Genomic DNA, 16,635 nt, shown 5'->3' with positions numbered 1-16,635 from the left:
GTGGGCGACCACATCGCGGTGCTGTCGAATCCGTTCGCGGGCAAGGGGCGCGCCGGGCGCGAGGCCGACGCGGCCCTCGCCCACCTGCGGGACCGCGGCGCGGACGTGCACGTGTTCACCGGTGACTCGGCGGCATCGAGCGTCGTCTTGGCGGCGCAGGCTCTCGCGGAAGCACCCCGGGTGCTGGTGGTCGTCGGGGGAGACGGGACGCTGTCGGGCATCCTCGACCTGCTCTGCGAGACCTCTGTCCCCGTCGCGCTGGTGCCGGCCGGCACGGGGAACGATCTCGCACGGGCTCTGGGGCTCCCTCGCCACGACCCGATCGCTGCGGCGGAGCTCGCACTCTCCGGAGTCGCCAGAGCGATCGACGTCGGAGAGATCGTCAGCGAGGGGCGAGTGACGCCGTTCCTCACGATCGCCGCCCTCGGCTTCGACGCCAAAGTCAGTGATCGTACGAACCGGCTGCGCTGGCCGCACGGCGTGCTGCGCTATTACCTCGCCCTCGTGATCGAGCTCCTGCGGCTGCGGCCGATGGAGTTCACGGTGTCCGTCGACGGCTCGGCCGCCGTCTCGGCACCGGGTACGCTCGTCGCCGTCGGCAACACCGAGAGCTATGGAGGCGGCATGCCACTGTGCATCGGCGCGGCGGCCGATGACGGTCTCCTCGATCTCGTACAGGTGGCGCCGCTGAGTCGCCTCCGCCTGCTGCGCCTCTTCCCGCTGCTGCTTCGAGGCACTCACCTGTCGCGTCGCGAGGTGGCGCACACGCGCGCCCGCATGGTCACGGTGAGCGCACCGGGGCTCGTCGTGTACGCCGACGGTGAGCGGATCGGCGAGGACCGCTGCACGATCGGGATCCGCCCGGCGGCTCTCACGGTGCTGGTCCCGGCAGAGAAGGGTGCTGATCATGACTGACGTCGATGGGAAGACACGAGCGAGCACCGCGTTCGATCATGATGTGATCGTGATCGGCTCGGGATTCGGCGGATCCGTCTCCGCTCTGCGGCTTGTCGAGAAGGGTTACCGCGTGATGGTCTACGAGGCGGGGCGCCGCTTCGAGGACGAGGACTTCGCGAAGACCAGCTGGGATGTGCGTCGCTACCTGTGGGCACCGGCGTTCGGCTGCTACGGCATCCAGCGCATCCATCGCCTGCCGCACGTGATGATCCTCGCAGGCGCGGGCGTCGGCGGAGGATCGTTGAACTACGCCAACACCCTCTATCAACCCGGCGGCGCCTTCTTCACCGACCCGCAATGGAGCGCACTCGCGAACTGGGATGCCGAGCTGTCACCGCACTACGCGACGGCGAAGCGGATGCTCGGCGTGGTCGAGAGATACCCCCACTCCGGACCCGTCGAGCGCATCATGGCGGGTGCCGCCGATGATCTCGGCGTCGGCAGCACGTTCCGACGCGCCCCGGTGGGAGTGTGGTTCGGCACGCCGGGGGAGCGAACATCCGATCCGTTCTTCGACGGGGAAGGCCCCGATCGCACCGGCTGCACCCTCTGCGGCAACTGCATGGTCGGATGCCGGGTGGGCGCGAAGAACACGCTGATGAAGAACTACCTCGCGCTCGCGGAGCGCCGCGGCGCGGTGATCGAGCCGCTCCGCACGGTCACCGAGGTGCGCGAGCTCGCGGGTGGGGGATTCGCCGTGACGACCGAGCGCAGCGGAGCGTGGCTTCGTCGTGATCGTCGGACTGTGTGCGCCCAGCAGGTCGTGCTGGCCGCAGGCACCTGGGGCACGCAGCAGCTGCTGCATCGGATGAAGCGCTCCGGTGCCCTTCCCCGTGTCTCCGACGCCGTCGGGCGCCTCACGAGGACCAACTCCGAAGCACTCGACGGCGCGATCGCGACCCGGGTTCCGGCCTCCCTCGACCTCGCGAGGGGCGTCGCCATCACGACCTCCTTCCACGTCGACGAGCGCACCCATGTCGAGAACGTGCGTTACGGTGCAGGCTCCAACCTGATGGGCGCGCTGGCCTCGATCATGGTGCCAGGAGACCTGCCCCTCGGCCGCCGACTGGGCGCTCTCGCCAGACGGTTCCTTCGGGCGCCGATCCGTCAGCTGCGCCTGGGCTCCCTCCGGCGCTGGAGCGAACGCGGCATCATCGCTCTCGTCATGCAGACGGTAGACAACTCGCTCACGCTGTCTCTGCGACGGCGATTCGGCCGCCTGGTGATGACGAGCAGGCAGGGGCATGGCGTGCCGAACCCGAGCCATCTGCCCCAAGCGCACCGTGCGGCCGCTGCCATCGCCGCGCGCATGCAGAAGGAGGGTGGTGTGCCCGCAGAGGCGCGGGGTTCGTGGCCGGAGGTCTTCGGCATCCCCCTCACCGCGCACTTCCTCGGCGGCGCCGTGATCTCGGCATCGTCCGCGACCGGGGTCGTCGACAGATATCACCGCGTGTGGGGTCATCCAGGATTGCACGTCGTCGACGGTGCCGCGGTACCCGCGAATCCGGGTGTGAACCCCTCGTTGACGATCACGGCGCTCGCAGAGCGGGCCATGTCGCTCTGGCCGCGCTCCGGCGACGTCGACGGACGCCCCATTCAGCGGACATGACGAAGGGGGCCGCGCCGGGCGCGACCCCCTTCGATGCATCTGATCAGCGGCTCTCGATACCGCGGATCTGCGGCGTGTGGAACTCTCCGCCGAAGGCGCGCTCCGAGGCGCCCTCGCGGTCGAGGTAGGGCGAGGCCCCACCGTCGATGAACGGCCAGCCGGCGCCGAGGATGAGGCACAGATCGATGTCCTCGACCTCGGGAACGACCCCCTCGTCGAGCATGAGCTTGATCTCACTCGCGAGACCGTCCTGCACCCGCTGCAGGATCGCCTGCGCCGACGCGGGCGTCGTGCCGACGGCGGGCTTCAGCAGCTTCTCGGCCTGCTTCGTCCAGCCGGTCACGCGGCCGCCCTTGTCCTTCTCGATCACCGCGTCGAGCTCGGCGAGAGCATGGAAGTTCTCGTTCGCGTAGAAGCGCTCAGGGAACGCGTGCGCCATCGTGTCCTGCACGTGGGCGGCGACCTTCCATCCGACGAGGTCGATGAGCTGGAAGGGTCCCATCGGCAGGCCGAGGGGCGCGAACGCCTTCTCGACATCCGTGAGGGGAGTGCCCTCGTACACCGCGCGAGCAGCCTCGCCCATGACCTTGGCCAGCAGGCGGTTGACGACGAAGCCGGGGGCGTCCGCAGTGAGCACCGCGTTCTTGCCCAGGTTCTTCGCGACGACGAAAGCGGTCGAGAGCGCCGCCTCCGAGGTCGTCGGCGTCTTCACGATCTCGATCAGCGGCATCACCGCGACCGGGTTGAAGAAGTGGAAGCCGACGAGGCGCTCGGGGTGAGCGAGCTTCGCGCCGATCTCCTCGACCGAGAGCGACGAGGTGTTGGTGGCCAGGATCGCGTCCTCGGCGATGACCTTCTCGATCTCGCCGAACACCTGCTGCTTGACGCCGACCTCTTCGAACACGGCTTCGATGACGAAGTCGCAGTCCGCGTACAGGCTCTTGTCGGTGGTTCCCGTGACGAGCGCGCGCAGCTTGTTCGCGGAGTCGGAGTCCAGGCGCCCCTTGCCCTCGAGCTTGCCGATCTCCTCGTGGATGTAGGCGACACCCTTGTCGACGCGCGCCTGGTCGAGATCGGTGATCAGCACCGGCACCTGCAGCTTGCGCACGAACAGCAGCGCGAACTGGCTCGCCATGAGCCCCGCGCCGATGATGCCGACCTTGGTGACCTTCTTGGCGAGCGCCTTGTCAGGTGCACCGACGGGACGCTTCGCCCGCTTCTGCACGAGATCGAACGCGTACATGGATGCCGCGAACTGGTCGCCCGTCACGAGCTCGGCGAGAGCCTCGTCCTCGCGAGCGAAGCCCTCGGCCTTGGTGCCGCTCTTCGCCTTGTCGAGCAGTTCGAGCGCCGCGTACGGCGACTTCGGCACGTTGCCGATCTTCGACTCGAGCATGCCGCGTGCCATCTTGATGGCGATCGGCCACTTGGTGAGTCGCTCGATCTTGCCCGGCTCGTTCTTGCGCTCGACCTTCTTGCCGCCGAGGACCGCATCCGCCCAGGCGAGCGAGTTCTCGAGGTAGTTCGCCGCGGGGAAGATCGCGTCGACGATCCCGAGGTCGAAGGCCTGCTGCGGCTTCAGCATCCGGTTCTGCTTGAGAGGGTTCGAGATCACGACCTCGAGGGCGTTCTCGATGCCGATCAGGTTCGGCAGCAGGTAGGCGCCACCCCAACCGGGGATGATGCCGAGGAAGACCTCGGGGAGCGCGATCGCCGCCGCGGATGCGTCGACCGTGCGGTAGCTGGAGTTGAGCGCGATCTCGAGGCCGCCGCCGAGCGCGAGCCCGTTCACGAAGGCGAACGACGGAACGCCGAGCTCACCGAACTTTCCCAGCACCTTGTGGCCGAGCTGCGCGATCAGGCGGGCGTTGTCGCGCGAGCCGACCTTGCTGATGTCGGAGAGGTCGGCCCCGGCGGCCAGGATGTACTGCTTGCCGGTGATGCCGACGGCCTGGATCTCGCCGGCGGCGGCGCGGGCGGCGAGACCGTCGAGCGTGTCACCGAGCGCCGTGAGCGTCGCCGGACCCAGCGTGTTCGGCCGGGTGTGGTCCCGTCCGTTGTCGAGGGTGATCAACGCGAGGACCTTGCCCGATGCGAGGCGGATGTCGCGTACGGGGGAGTGCGTGATCACCTCGCCGTCGGTGAGGGTCTGGATGGGGGAGAAGTCGACGTTCGCGTACTGTTCGGAAATCGAGTGTGCCATCGGCGCTTACTTCCTCTTCTTGCCGTCGAAGTGCGGGTTCTCCCAGATGACGGAGCCGCCCTGTCCGAGACCGACGCACATGGCCGTCAGGCCGTAGCGCACGTCGGGGCGCTCGGCGAACTGCGCCGCGAGCTGGATCATCAGACGCACACCGGATGCCGCGAGCGGGTGTCCGAGTGCGATGGCGCCGCCCCACTGGTTGACGCGGGGGTCGTCGTCGGCGATCCCGAAGTGGTCGAGCAGCGAGATGACCTGGATCGCGAAGGCCTCGTTGAGCTCGAACAGGCCGATGTCGGCGATCGTGAGCCCGGCCTTCTTCAGCGCCTTCTCGGTCGAGGGGATCGGGCCGATGCCCATGATCTCGGGCTGGACGCCCGCGAACGCGAACGACACCATGCGCATCTTCGGGGCGAGACCGAACTCCTTCACCGCACCGCCTCCGGCGAGCAGCGACATGGTCGCGCCGTCGGTGAGGGGCGACGACGTGCCGGCCGTCACGCGACCGTGCGGTCGGAACGGCGTCTTGAGCGCGGCGAGGTCCTCCATCGTCGTCTGCGGGCGTCGGCCCTCATCCTCCGTGGCGAGGCCCCAGGCTCCGTCGGCGCTCTTGGTCGCGACCGACACGAGATCGGGCTGGATCTTGCCGGCGTCGTACGCGGCCTGCACCTTGTGCTGGCTGAGCATGCCGAACCGGTCGGAGCGCTCCTTGGTGAGGTGCGGGAAGCGATCGAAGATGCGCTCCGCCGTGACACCCATGTTCAGGGCGCCGGGGTCGACCATGCGCTCCGCGACGAACCGCGGGTTGGGGTCGGCGTTGCCGCCGATCGGGTGGTGGCCCATGTGCTCGACGCCGCCGGCGAGGGCGAAGTCGTACATCCCCACACCGATGGAGGCGCCCATTGTCGTGACGCTGGTCATCGCTCCCGCGCACATGCGCTCCACGGCGAGGCCGGGAACCGTCTGCGGAAGCCCCGCGAGGATCGCCACCGAGCGGCCCAGGGTGAGGCCCTGGTCTCCCGTCTGGCTGGTCGCCGCGATCGCGACGTCGTCGATGCGATCAGCAGGGACTGCTGCGTTCCGCTCCATCAGGCCGATGGTCGCCTTCACGGCGAGGTCATCTGCGCGGGTGTTCCAGTACATGCCCTTTTCGCCGGCGCGCCCGAAGGGGGTGCGCACTCCATCGACGAAGAAGACGTCCGAGATCTCGGCCACTCTGCCTCCAAGTTTGTGCGGTGGCCTCAGTCTAGGGAGGGCCGGAAACCGGGAGGAATCGGTTGGATCGAACCTACGAAGCGGGTGTGGGGGCCTCGTCGGGGGTTTGCGCGGCTTCTACAAAGGCGTCGGCGATCTTCTGTGCAGTCTGTGCAATCTGCCATGGTCGCGCACCGAGGGCTGCGAGCGCGTCTCCGATGGCCTCAGGCGTCGTACCCGGCACATCCCACGCCACGCGGCGCAGGTAGTCGGGGGTCAGCAGGTTCTCCGTCGGCATCCCCAGTTCCTCAGCCGTCGCCTCGATCACGGGGCGCGCGGCCTTGAGGCGAGAATCGGCTTCGGGGTTGCGGTCGGACCAGGCCCGAGGCGGCGGAAGGGCATCGCTGGGAACACGCTCGCGCGGAAGCTCGTCCGTCGCACGCCCGTCGACGAACGCCTGCCACCAGCGGTCGAGCTGCGTGCGGCTGGCGCGCCCCTGGAAGTCCTTGACACCGGCGAGCGCCTGCTTGCTCTGTGGATTCGCCAGAACCGCTGCGATCAGCGAGCGGTCGGGCACGAGGCGACCGGGAGAGACGTCCTGATCCTGTGCGAATGCCTCCCTGGCCTGCCAGAGCGATCGCGCGACAGCGAGATTGCGGGCGCCGCGCACCTGGTGGAGCCCGCTCAGTCGACGCCACGGGTCCTCCCGAGGCGGCTTGGGGAGCCGTGTGAGCGTCGCGGCGAACTCCTCGGCCGCGTACTCGGTCTTGCCCTGCTCCTCGAGCTCGGCTTCGAGCGCCTCGTACACGTCGATCAGGTGCAGCACGTCGAGAGCCGCGTACTCGAGCCAGCTCGCAGGGAGCGGCCTGGTCGACCAGTCAGCGGCCGAGTGCTCCTTCTTCAGCGTGATGCCCAGCGTGTTCTCCACGACGGCGGCGAGACCGACGCGTTCGTGTCCGAGCAGACGCGACGCGAGCTCGGTGTCGAAGATCGAGGGAGGGAGCAGATCGAGCTCGCGCAGCGAGGGGAGGTCCTGACTCGCGGCGTGGAAGATCCACTGCACGTCGCCGATCGCCTCCTGGAGCGGGCTGAAGTCGCCGAGCGGCGGCGGATCGAAGAGGAAGACCCCCGCATTTCTGCGGAACACCTGCACGAGGTAGGCGCGCTGGGAGTATCGGAATCCGGATGCCCGCTCGACGTCGACGGCGACAGGACCTGTGCCTGCGGCCAATGCGGCGCATGCCGCACGGAACTCCGAGACGTCGGAGATCACGGAGTATTCAGTCACGTGCTGCCTTTCGCGCGCCGATCACGGCGATGCCCTCGGAACCCGGCGGAAGACCCGCCAGCATTCCGACCAGTTCGACCCATGCTTCGACGTGGGGTGTGAAGGGGCCTTCGGGTGTCCAGGACGCCCTCAATTCTATCTGGGCGCCGTCGCCTTCGTCCGCGAGGCCGCCGAAGCCCTTCGAGAGCGTCTTGGTCGAGGTTCCCGATGCGGAGTGGTATCCGGCGCCTCGGGAGTCCAGCGCGTCGACGAGCCACGACCACGTCACGTCCGCGAGCAGCGGATCGGTTCCGATCTCGGTCTCGAGCGGCGCCTGGGCGAAGATCACGATCCGCCATGCTCCATCCCAGGCGGACGGGGTGTCCGGATCGTGCAGCAGCACGAACCGGCCGGTTCCGTATGCGGACTCTCCCTCGTCGTCCGGGCGGACGTCGGCGGCGAGCGCGAGGGCATGCGGAGCGAGGCCTTGAGGGGTGGGGATCTCACGGATCGTGATGTCCGCGCGGAACGCGATATCACGCAGCTCGGCCACTGCGGCGTCGAAGATCGTCCCGGCATCGGGGTGTGCGGTCACGGCAACAGGCTAGAGTCAGGAAGCGATGAAGAGTCTCAGGCACGCCGTTGCGCTCCTTGTCCCTGCACTGCTCGCACTCGGGGCGGCGATGGCCCTGCTCGTGCTCAGCATCGCCAGACGGGTGGTGATCCCGGCGAAGCGCCCCGCAGATGCCGAGATCCTCGCTGTCGACACGGGCGCCCAGACGATCGAGCTCACGCGCACGCCCGACACCGAACTGCCGGGCCGCTACGGGCTGTTCACGTCGGGCACCTACGGCTACGTGAAGCTGGGCGCGGTGCTGAGCGCCGACGCGACCACCGTGCGCCGCAAGCTCTTGACGCAGATCGAACCAGGCGCACGCGTCGACCGCGACGCCGCGTTCAGCGGCTGGTACTACTCCACCCCGAGCGAGCTGCACCTGCGGTGGGAGAACGTGCTCATCGGATCGCCGGCCGGACCGTGCCCCGCCTGGTTCTTCCCGGCGGAGTCGTCGACCTGGGTCATCCAGGTGCACGGACGGGGCGTCACACGCGCCGAATGCCTGCGCGCCGTGCCGGTGCTGCATGCGGCAGGCTTCCCGAACCTCGTCGTGTCCTACCGCAACGACGGCGAGGCGCCCCGCAGCCGCAGCGGTGCATACGCCCTGGGCGCATCGGAGTGGCGAGATGTCGATGCCGCCATCTCCTACGCACTGCGCCACGGCGCCGACCGTGTGATCCTGATGGGCTGGTCGATGGGTGGCGCGGTCGCGTTGCAGACCGCCGTCTCCTCGGGCAACAGAGACCGCATCGCGGGTCTCATCCTGGAGTCGCCGGTGGTGGAATGGCGCACAGTCCTGCGTTTCCAGGCACGGGCGGCAGGCATGCGCGCGCCCCTGCCGGACCTCGCGATGAGCGCTCTCTCCGTACCGCTCACGGCGCGGCTCAGCGGTGCGGACGATGCGATCCCGTTCGATCGGCTCGACATGGTCGCGCGCGCCGAGGAGCTGGCGGTGCCGATCCTCATCCTGCACAGCGACGACGACGGATTCGTCCCCGCCGATGCCTCGCACGCATTGCAGGAGGCCAGGCCCGACCTCGTGACGATGCCACGGTTCTCGGTGGCTCGCCACACCAAGCTGTGGAACTACGACCAGGTGGGGTGGAGCGACGCGATAACCGGGTGGCTCCGGGCGCAGGGGTTCAGCGCTTCTGCGTGACCTGCTTCTTCGCCCGCATCAGCATCCCGGTCATTCCGCCGATGCGCAACGGTGAGACAGCCCTCGTGAGTCCGATCGACTGCGGATAGTCGTCGGGGATCGCCAGCACCTCGTCTGCCGTGAGCCCCGAGATGCCCTGCACGAGGATGCTCGCGAAACCGCGGGTCGTCGGCGCCTCCGGCGGAGCCGTGGCGTGCATGGTGACGATCCCGTCGTTCACCTCGACGTAGATGTAGACGGGCGACTGGCACTCGGCCACGCGCTCGCACATCTCGGGATGGTTCGCGACCTCCTCGGAGACCTCGGGCAGCTCGTCCGAGTACTCCAGCAGGAGCAGCAGACGATCTGCCTCGGGGGTCTCGAGGAATCCGTCTCGGATCTCGGCGAGGGTGTCGGGAACTTCGCTGGTGCTCATCCCTGTCATTCTCACACGGTCAGAGCGAACCGGGCTCCGCACCGGTCACGATCGGGACGCGCACGGCGCTGCCCCACTCCGTCCACGATCCGTCGTAGTTGCGCACGTTCTCGAACCCCAGCAGGTGCTTGAGAACGAACCAGGTGTGGCTGGAACGCTCGCCGATGCGGCAGTAGGCGACGACGTCGTCACCGTCGGCGAGGCCCGCGCCGTCGCGGTAGATGGCGTCGAGTTCGGCACGCGAGCGGAATCCGCCGTCCTCGGCGACCGCCTTGGCCCACGGCACGCTCTGCGCGGTCGGGATGTGACCGGCGCGCAGCGTCCCCTCCTCCGGGTAGGCCGGTGCCGTGGTGCGCTCTCCGCTGTACTCCTCGGGCGAGCGGACGTCGATCAGGGGGCTGCCGATATGGGCGAGCACATCCTCCTTGTAGGCGCGGATGACGGAGTCGTCGCGCTCCACGACCGGGTAGTCGGTCGGCGTGGGCGTCGGCGCATCGCGCGTGATCTCGCGCCCCTCGGAGATCCAGCGGTCACGGCCTCCGTCGAGCAGGCGCACGTCCTCGTGGCCGAAGAGCGAGAACACCCAGAGCGCGTAGGCCGCCCACCAGTTGTTCTTGTCGCCGTAGATCACGACGGTGTCGTCGCGGGAGATGCCCTTGCTGCTCAGCAGCTTCGCGAAGCCTTCGCCGTCGACGTAGTCGCGCACGACCGGGTCGTTGAGCTCGGTGTGCCAGTCGACCTTCACGGCGCCGGGGATGTGACCTGTCTCGTACAGCAGCACGTCCTCGTCGGATTCGACGACGACCAGACCCGGGTCTCCGAGACGTTCCGCGAGCCACTCGGTGGTCACGAGGCGGCCGGGCTCGGCGTACTCGGCGAACTTGGACGAAGTGGTGTCGAACTCGATGGCCACAGGGATCTCCTCAGACGGTGAGCGGCGATGATGCAGGGCGTTGACGGCGTAATGTGGAGCCGATACTTCGACGATAGATCCACGCCGTGCGCCCTGCACCCGATTCGTAAGACTTCGACACAGGTGCGCCCCCGATACAGGACCGTGATGACCGACACGCCCAGCCGCACGGGCATCGTGCACCTGACCGATCGCCAGCCGACCGTCACCGGTCCCGAGATGCTCGCGAGCCTCGTTCCGCCGCCGCAGTTCGACGGAGCCACATTCGACAGCTACCGGGCGGATGAGGCATACCCCTCGCAGGAGGAGGCCAAGGAGACGCTCATCCGCTTCGCCGGGCGTGGTGCCCCGGTCAAGCGGGGCGGGTTCTTCAGTCGCGCGAAGAAGGAGCCCGAGGTCAAGCCGGGCGTCTACCTCGACGGCGGTTTCGGCGTCGGCAAGACTCACCTGCTCGCGTCGATCTATCACGCGATGCCGGCGCGGAGGAAGTACTTCGGGTCATTCATCGAGTACACGGCTCTCGTGGGTGCGCTGGGGTACAAGAACACCGTCGACCTCCTGAAGGGCGCGGATCTGCTCTGCATCGACGAGTTCGAACTCGACGATCCGGGCGACACGATGGTGATGACCCGTCTCATCGGCGAGCTCGTGCCGACCGGCACCAAGCTCGCCGCGACCTCCAACACCCCGCCCAACGCCCTCGGCGAGGGGCGCTTCGCCGCGCAGGACTTCCTGCGCGAGATCCATGCCATGTCCGACAGCTTCCAGACGATCCGCATCGACGGGGTCGACTTCCGGCAGCGCGCGCTCGACGGACACGCCGTGGTCAGCGATGCCGGGGAGTACGAGAAGGCCGTCGAGACGGGCGCCGGCGCCGGAACGGCATCCGACGATTCCTTCGCCGACGTCATCCGCCACCTCGCACGCGTGCACCCGTCTCGATATCTGCGTGTGATCGCAGGCCTCGATCTCGTGGGGCTCCGGGACGTGCACGTGCTGACCGATCAGTCCGAGGCGCTGCGCTTCGTGGCATTCGTCGACCGCGTCTACGATGCGCAGATTCCCATCGTCGCCACCGGTGTGAGCCTCGACCAGGTCTTCGCCGAGGAGATGCTCGGAGGGGGATATCGCAAGAAGTACCTGCGCGCTATCTCCAGACTCAATGCACTTACACACGCTGATCGCAGTGTCGCGTAACGCGATGTTCACACACGGAGCCGCTCTGTAACGTCGGCGCAACAAACCTCACGCATCCCGGAAATCGGGCCTCGTCACACTGAAGCTCTCAGTTTCCCGAATGTGAGGTTTGACTATGGATGCTCCAGGCAACATCTCCTGGGCGATCACCGCGACCGCCCTCGTACTGCTCATGACGCCCGGCGTCGCCTTCTTCTACGGCGGCCTCGTCAAGGCCAAGAGCGTCGTCAGCATGATGATGATGAGCTTCGGCTCGATCGGCCTCGTCGCAGTGCTCTGGATCCTCTTCGGATTCTCGATGAGCGCTGTCGACAGCCCCACCGCCTTCGCAGGCAACCCCTTCGCCGACTTCGGGCTCTCGAGCCTCGCAGCCGGTGAGGGCTCGAACGTCGCACTCCTCGGTGTCGCCTACGGCGCCACCTTCGCGATCATCACGGTCGCACTGATCTCGGGTGCGATCGCAGACCGCGCCAAGTTCGGCAGCTGGCTGATCTTCGCCGGTGTGTTCGCGACCGTCGGATACTTCCCGGTCGCCGCATGGGTCTGGGGCGGCGGTTGGATCATGAACCTCGGCACCACGCTCTTCGGCGAGGACAGCGGAATCGGCGTGATCGACTACGCCGGTGGTACCGCGGTGCACATCAACGCGGGTGCCGCGGCTCTCGCTCTCGCGATCGTCCTCGGCAAGCGCATCGGCTTCCAGAAGGGCATCCTCAAGCCGCACAACGTGCCGCTGACGCTCCTCGGCGCGGCGCTCCTGTGGTTCGGCTGGTTCGGTTTCAACGCCGGTGCGGAGTGGCTCGCGGAGGACATGGGCGGCGTCGGACTCATCGGTCTGAACACCCTCGGTGCCACGGCTGCCGCGATCCTCGGCTGGATCCTGATCGAGCGCATCAAGGACGGCAAGGCCACCTCGGTGGGTGCAGCATCCGGAGCGGTCGCGGGTCTCGTCGCCATCACCCCGGCGTGCGCCAACCTCACCCCCGGCTGGTCGCTGCTGCTCGGTGCCGTCGCCGGTATCGTCTGCGCACTCGCCGTCGAGATGAAGTTCCGTCTCGGTTTCGACGACTCGCTCGACGTCGTCGGCATCCACCTCGTCGGTGGCCTCATCGGTACGCTCTACCTCGGCTTCTTCGCCACCGGCACCGGCCTGTTCGTCGGCGGTGACTTCCGTCAGCTCGCCGTCCAGGCGATCGCAGCCCTCGGCGTGCTGATCTACTCCTTCGTGGTCGCCTTCATCATCGGCTTCGCGATCGAGAAGACGATCGGCTTCCGGATCACGAGCGAAGACGAGATCGCCGGCGTCGACCAGGTCGTCCACGGCGAGGAGGGCTACGCGCTCGCTGACGCCTGACCTGCCGTTAGGGTGACCGTGTGAGCAACACGAACGGCATCCTGGCACGACTCGCGGAGATCCTCTTCACAGCACTGGGATCTGACCGGGCGTCTCGGACGAGAACTCGTCCGAGACGCCCGGTCTCGCGTCTGCGGACCTCCGAGGAGGTCCATGACTCGGCGCCGCGCGCCGAGCAGGGTCGGGGGCGGGGGGTCGAGACCGTGCGCGTGGACCCCGACCGCATCGACGACCTCCGCATCGGGTACGCACCCGACCGCGACGGCGCACCCGATGCGGGCGAGATCATCTGGACCTGGGTCCCCTACAAGGAGAACGACGGCCGGGGCAAGGACCGGCCGGTGCTGGTGATCGGACGGGAATCCGCAGACCGCGTCTTCGCGGTGCGGATGACGAGCAAGGCGCACGACGGCGACCGCGACTACCTGTCGATCGGCTCGGGCGACTGGGACTCGCAGGGACGCGAGTCGTGGGTCGACATCGAGCAGCTCTACAGCGTGCACGAGACGGGGCTCCGCCGCGAGGCCGCGGTGCTCGACCGGTCACGCTACGGTCGGGTCGCCTCCGCGCTCGCGCGGCGATACGGCTGGGCGAGCTCCTGACGACCGGGAGGGCCTCGGGAGTCGAACCCGGCTGATCGCCCACACGAGCGCGCCCGACGCGAGAAGTGCCACGAGCAGACCCGCGGCGTGGGCCGCAAGCGACGCTACGCCATGCTCGGGAAGCAGGAATCCGTACGGGACCCATCCGTCGGTTGCACCGCGCACGAGCACGACGCCCAGCCAGAGCACCGGGTAGGGGAGCACCATCCAGAGCCGTCGCCAGGGCAGCGGAGAACGGTCGGCGACGAAGATCCAGTCGAGCACGAGAAGGAGCGGGAAGATCGTGTGCAGGGTCGCGCTCACCCAGGGCGGCGCGCTCCCCGTGCCGGGGACCAGGACGTTGTAGACGACACCCACGATGATCATGCATGCCACGGCCACCGCGCGTGCTGATGTCAATGCTGACGGCACTGTCCTCGCCCGCAGGGAGATCACACCCGACGTGATGAGGATGCCCGCGGTGAGCAGACTCGTGAGGTTCGTGAAGTACCCGAAATAGTCGATCAGGCTCGCGCCCTGTCGGGGGATTCCGAGCACGTATGTGTAGAGCAGGATGCCGGCCACAGCCCCTCCGACGAGGAGCCGCAGAGCGGAGATCGCACGCGGAGGGCGTGGCGTCGTCGTCATCCGCCCAGCGTACGAGAGGTCGGCCGCCAATCCGTTTCGCCGGGCGCTGCGAACCATCTGTGAGTCACAGCACGCGACGACACCACAGGAGGAATCATGCGTTTCATCCCCACCAAGGTCCACGGAATTCTCGACTACATCGTCGGAGTGGCGCTGATCGCTGCTCCGTGGCTGTTCGGCTTCGCGAGCGTCGGCGGGCCCGCCGTGATCATCCCGATCGTGCTCGGCGTCGGACTCATCGTCTACAGCCTGTTCACGAAGTACGAATGGGGCCCCTTCGGCTTCATCCCGATGCCCGTCCACCTCGTCTTCGACATCGTCGCGAGCCTGTTCCTGGCGCTGTCGCCGTGGATCTTCGGGTTCTCGACCGAGGCGCCGAACGTCTGGGTGCCGCACGTCGTCGTCGGCGTCGCCGTGATCATCGTGGTGCTGTTCTCGCAGCCGCAGCCCGCGAAGGTGAAGGCCGCACGCGCCTGACCCGCTGAACTCTGAAGCCCCGCACGGAACGTCGGCCTCGTGCGGGGCTTCAGTTCTGCAATGCCAGGCTCACCCAGCGCGCGTAGAGCTGCCAGGGGTCGGCCAGCGTGCGAAGCCCGGTGATGTGGGCCTGGAGCTGCGGGGTCAGCGTGAACCACTCGCCACCCTCGCGGATGTCGGCGAACTCCCGATGTCTCGCCTGTTCCACCGCACGCCCTCCCCGCTCGAAGGCGAGGAGCTCTTCGTGACGGATGCTCGCGAGACGCTGACGAGGGCGTCGACTCGTGCCGATCTTCACCCGTCGGTCGTACCGGATGTAGTAGACGACCTCGACCACGGGGCGCGGGAGGTCGGGGTCGGGGGCGTCGCCATAGCGCCACCCGCACCAGTCGCAGATCAGAGCGGCAGCCACCCGCACCGCGTCGACGCGTCCGCAGAGTGCGCACGGGCTCGGGAGCGGGATCGTCATCACCGTCGGCACATTACCGGCGGCCACGGACGTCAGACTTCGCCGCGGCGTCGCTTCAGTCCGCGGGGCACCCAGTTCCACCAGGTGAAATGGTGGTCGCCCTGCTCGATGTCGAACTGTCGCCCGCAGACGGTGCACTCGCAGAGGTAGGTCATCGACCAACCGGGCTCACTCGTCGAGATGACCCTGATGTGGTCGGCTGCTTCCTCCTTGCGGGGATCGGTCGTGAGGATGCCCGGGTACGCGGCGCACCAGCATTTGCCCGCGCGGTACTGCTCGAGCTTCGCGAACGCGTGCTCGAGATGGCCGTTGTTCGAGTAGATGGCGCCACCCAGATCGAGGTGCGCGGCGGCGTGGCGAAGTCGCGGAAGCGCTGCGACCAGCGGATCGAGTGTCTCGGGATCCCGTGAACGGATCGTCTCCCACACCGCATGCATCACGCGGCCGCGTTCCCCTGAGAGGAAGTCGTCGAGCAGCGCGGTCATCCCGCCAGGCTAACAACTCTCGAGGCCCTCCGATCAGCCACGGCTCGGCTAGCATGAGGCCGACTGCCCGAACTCACGAGGGGACCCGTGTGAACGCCGAAGCCATCGCCGTCGCCTCCGCGCGTCTCGACACCATGCTGCGCACGGAGCCCGATCGGCTGCGCCGGCGCAGCATCTCGCTCGGTGTGCCCCTGGCGGATGCGGATGATGCCGCGCAGAACGCGGCCCTCCGCGCCTGGCGTTCGCTTGCAGCCCTCCGCTCGGCGGATGCCGGCCCGATGTGCGCCTGGCTCGACATGATCGTGAGAACGACAGCCATCGACATGAACCGTGCTCGCAGAGACGATCTCGGCGAGGTCCTGTGCGACCGGCTCGCGTCTGCGCAGGACGTCGAGGCCGAGGCGGAGCTGCGGGATCGCCTCGAGGCCGCTTTCCGCGCGATCGACGCACTGCCGGACGACCTTCGCCAGCCACTTCGGATGAGCGTCGTCGACGGCCTGACGGCGCGGGAGATCGCGGAGAAGCTCTCGATCACCTCGGCCGCAGCACGCCAGCGCGTATCCCGCGCACGACGTGCGCTGCGTGCCTGATCCGCGGCTCTGTCACATCCGTCGCTCCTGAACGTCCTTCTCGATGGGCCGCTCTCCGCGGCTTCGCATACGACGAAGGAGCACATCATGTCCACGACCCCGGTCACCTCGCTCGACCAGCTCAACCTCGCATTCGCTGAGCGCTTCAACGCCCGCGACGTCGAGGGCCTGCTGGCACTGAACCTGCCGAACGCGGTATTCGCGCCGGCGCCGGGGCACCCCGTCGAGGGTGAGGACTCGATCCGCGGCGCGCTCGAGCAGTTCCTCGCGCTCGGTCTGCCCATAACCATGAACGTCCGGCACGTGTTCGAGGCGGGTTCCGTCGGCCTCGCCATCGCTGATTGGACGCTCGAGGGCACGGGCCCCGACGGTTCGGAGGTGAAGCTCGGCGGCAGCACGGCCGACGTCGCCGTGCACGACGAAGAGCACGGCTGGCGCTACGCGATCGACAACCCCTTCGGCACTGCCTGAGGACCGCTCTTGGGCGGCGCTCCGGAATGCGGG

18 protein-coding genes are annotated in these 16,635 nt (G+C 68.0%); 9 read left to right on the top strand and 9 right to left on the bottom strand.

Annotated features, from left to right (window positions below; genetic code table 11):
- Positions 1 to 915 (top strand): YegS/Rv2252/BmrU family lipid kinase, encoded by a 915-nt coding sequence (locus OD997_RS03680; protein ID WP_434330389.1) that lies wholly within the window; start codon positions 1 to 3, stop codon positions 913 to 915.
- Positions 908 to 2,566: a GMC oxidoreductase gene (locus tag OD997_RS03675; RefSeq protein ID WP_434330388.1), complete on the top strand. Its 1,659-nt coding sequence runs from the start codon at positions 908 to 910 to the stop codon at positions 2,564 to 2,566. Before OD997_RS03680 ends, OD997_RS03675 begins: the two co-directional genes overlap by 8 nt.
- Positions 2,567 to 2,609: 43 nt before the next feature.
- Here the strand turns inward: OD997_RS03675 and OD997_RS03670 are convergent, their stop codons facing one another.
- From OD997_RS03670 to OD997_RS03655, 4 genes are all read right to left on the bottom strand, one after another.
- Entirely contained in the window at positions 2,610 to 4,769 is a 2,160-nt protein-coding gene (locus OD997_RS03670) for a 3-hydroxyacyl-CoA dehydrogenase NAD-binding domain-containing protein (protein ID WP_434330387.1), read from the bottom strand.
- Between the two features lie 6 nt (positions 4,770 to 4,775).
- A complete protein-coding gene (locus OD997_RS03665; protein WP_259162589.1) occupies positions 4,776 to 5,981 on the bottom strand; it encodes a thiolase family protein in 1,206 nt (401 codons plus the stop codon).
- Positions 5,982 to 6,054: 73 nt separating this feature from the next.
- On the bottom strand, positions 6,055 to 7,248 hold the full coding sequence (locus OD997_RS03660) for an HRDC domain-containing protein (RefSeq protein WP_434330386.1): 1,194 nt from the start codon (positions 7,246 to 7,248) through the stop codon (positions 6,055 to 6,057).
- Positions 7,241 to 7,822, bottom strand: a complete 582-nt coding sequence (locus OD997_RS03655; RefSeq protein WP_056307547.1) for a DUF3000 domain-containing protein — start codon at positions 7,820 to 7,822, stop codon at positions 7,241 to 7,243. Before OD997_RS03655 ends, OD997_RS03660 begins: the two co-directional genes overlap by 8 nt.
- Positions 7,823 to 7,847: 25 nt before the next feature.
- On the opposite strand from OD997_RS03655, the gene OD997_RS03650 reads away from it, so the two are divergent.
- Positions 7,848 to 9,002, top strand: coding sequence for an alpha/beta hydrolase (locus OD997_RS03650; protein WP_434330385.1), 1,155 nt, complete (start codon positions 7,848 to 7,850; stop codon positions 9,000 to 9,002).
- On the opposite strand, the gene OD997_RS03645 is transcribed toward OD997_RS03650, so the two are convergent.
- Both OD997_RS03645 and OD997_RS03640 read right to left on the bottom strand, forming a co-directional pair.
- Positions 8,986 to 9,417, bottom strand: a complete 432-nt coding sequence (locus OD997_RS03645) for a SufE family protein (RefSeq protein WP_434330384.1) — start codon at positions 9,415 to 9,417, stop codon at positions 8,986 to 8,988. The two genes, OD997_RS03650 and OD997_RS03645, sit on opposite strands and share 17 nt — an antisense overlap.
- Positions 9,418 to 9,436: 19 nt before the next feature.
- Positions 9,437 to 10,330, bottom strand: coding sequence for a sulfurtransferase (locus tag OD997_RS03640; RefSeq protein ID WP_434330383.1), 894 nt, complete (start codon positions 10,328 to 10,330; stop codon positions 9,437 to 9,439).
- A gap of 147 nt (positions 10,331 to 10,477) precedes the next feature.
- Here OD997_RS03640 and zapE point away from each other — a divergent pair, with 147 nt between their 5' ends.
- The 3 genes from zapE (at position 10,478) to OD997_RS03625 (ending at position 13,483) form a co-directional block, all read left to right on the top strand.
- A complete protein-coding gene (gene zapE, locus OD997_RS03635) occupies positions 10,478 to 11,527 on the top strand; it encodes a cell division protein ZapE (RefSeq protein ID WP_434330382.1) in 1,050 nt (349 codons plus the stop codon).
- A 115-nt stretch (positions 11,528 to 11,642) separates the two neighbouring features.
- Positions 11,643 to 12,881, top strand: a complete 1,239-nt coding sequence (locus tag OD997_RS03630) for an ammonium transporter (protein ID WP_056517248.1) — start codon at positions 11,643 to 11,645, stop codon at positions 12,879 to 12,881.
- Positions 12,882 to 12,901: 20 nt separating this feature from the next.
- Positions 12,902 to 13,483: a type II toxin-antitoxin system PemK/MazF family toxin gene (locus OD997_RS03625; protein ID WP_434330381.1), complete on the top strand. Its 582-nt coding sequence runs from the start codon at positions 12,902 to 12,904 to the stop codon at positions 13,481 to 13,483.
- Here OD997_RS03625 and OD997_RS03620 read toward each other — a convergent pair.
- Positions 13,424 to 14,110, bottom strand: a complete 687-nt coding sequence (locus OD997_RS03620) for a Pr6Pr family membrane protein (protein ID WP_434330380.1) — start codon at positions 14,108 to 14,110, stop codon at positions 13,424 to 13,426. The two genes, OD997_RS03625 and OD997_RS03620, sit on opposite strands and share 60 nt — an antisense overlap.
- Before the next feature lie 96 nt (positions 14,111 to 14,206).
- Here OD997_RS03620 and OD997_RS03615 point away from each other — a divergent pair, with 96 nt between their 5' ends.
- Entirely contained in the window at positions 14,207 to 14,587 is a 381-nt protein-coding gene (locus OD997_RS03615) for an SPW repeat domain-containing protein (protein WP_434330379.1), read from the top strand.
- A 49-nt stretch (positions 14,588 to 14,636) separates the two neighbouring features.
- Here the strand turns inward: OD997_RS03615 and OD997_RS03610 are convergent, their stop codons facing one another.
- Positions 14,637 to 15,056, bottom strand: a complete 420-nt coding sequence (locus OD997_RS03610; RefSeq protein WP_434330378.1) for a GIY-YIG nuclease family protein — start codon at positions 15,054 to 15,056, stop codon at positions 14,637 to 14,639.
- A gap of 32 nt (positions 15,057 to 15,088) precedes the next feature.
- A complete protein-coding gene (locus OD997_RS03605) occupies positions 15,089 to 15,541 on the bottom strand; it encodes a hypothetical protein (RefSeq protein ID WP_434330377.1) in 453 nt (150 codons plus the stop codon).
- A gap of 89 nt (positions 15,542 to 15,630) precedes the next feature.
- On the opposite strand from OD997_RS03605, the gene OD997_RS03600 reads away from it, so the two are divergent.
- Positions 15,631 to 16,131, top strand: a complete 501-nt coding sequence (locus tag OD997_RS03600; protein WP_434330376.1) for an RNA polymerase sigma factor — start codon at positions 15,631 to 15,633, stop codon at positions 16,129 to 16,131.
- A gap of 87 nt (positions 16,132 to 16,218) precedes the next feature.
- Positions 16,219 to 16,602: a YybH family protein gene (locus tag OD997_RS03595; protein WP_434330375.1), complete on the top strand. Its 384-nt coding sequence runs from the start codon at positions 16,219 to 16,221 to the stop codon at positions 16,600 to 16,602.
- The last annotated feature ends 33 nt before the right edge of the window (positions 16,603 to 16,635 follow it).

It is taken from the genome of Microbacterium sp. CGR1 (genome assembly GCF_051062835.1).
Classification (GTDB): Bacteria; Actinomycetota; Actinomycetes; order Actinomycetales; family Microbacteriaceae; genus Microbacterium.
This window is presented reverse-complemented; position numbering and strand designations above follow the sequence as displayed.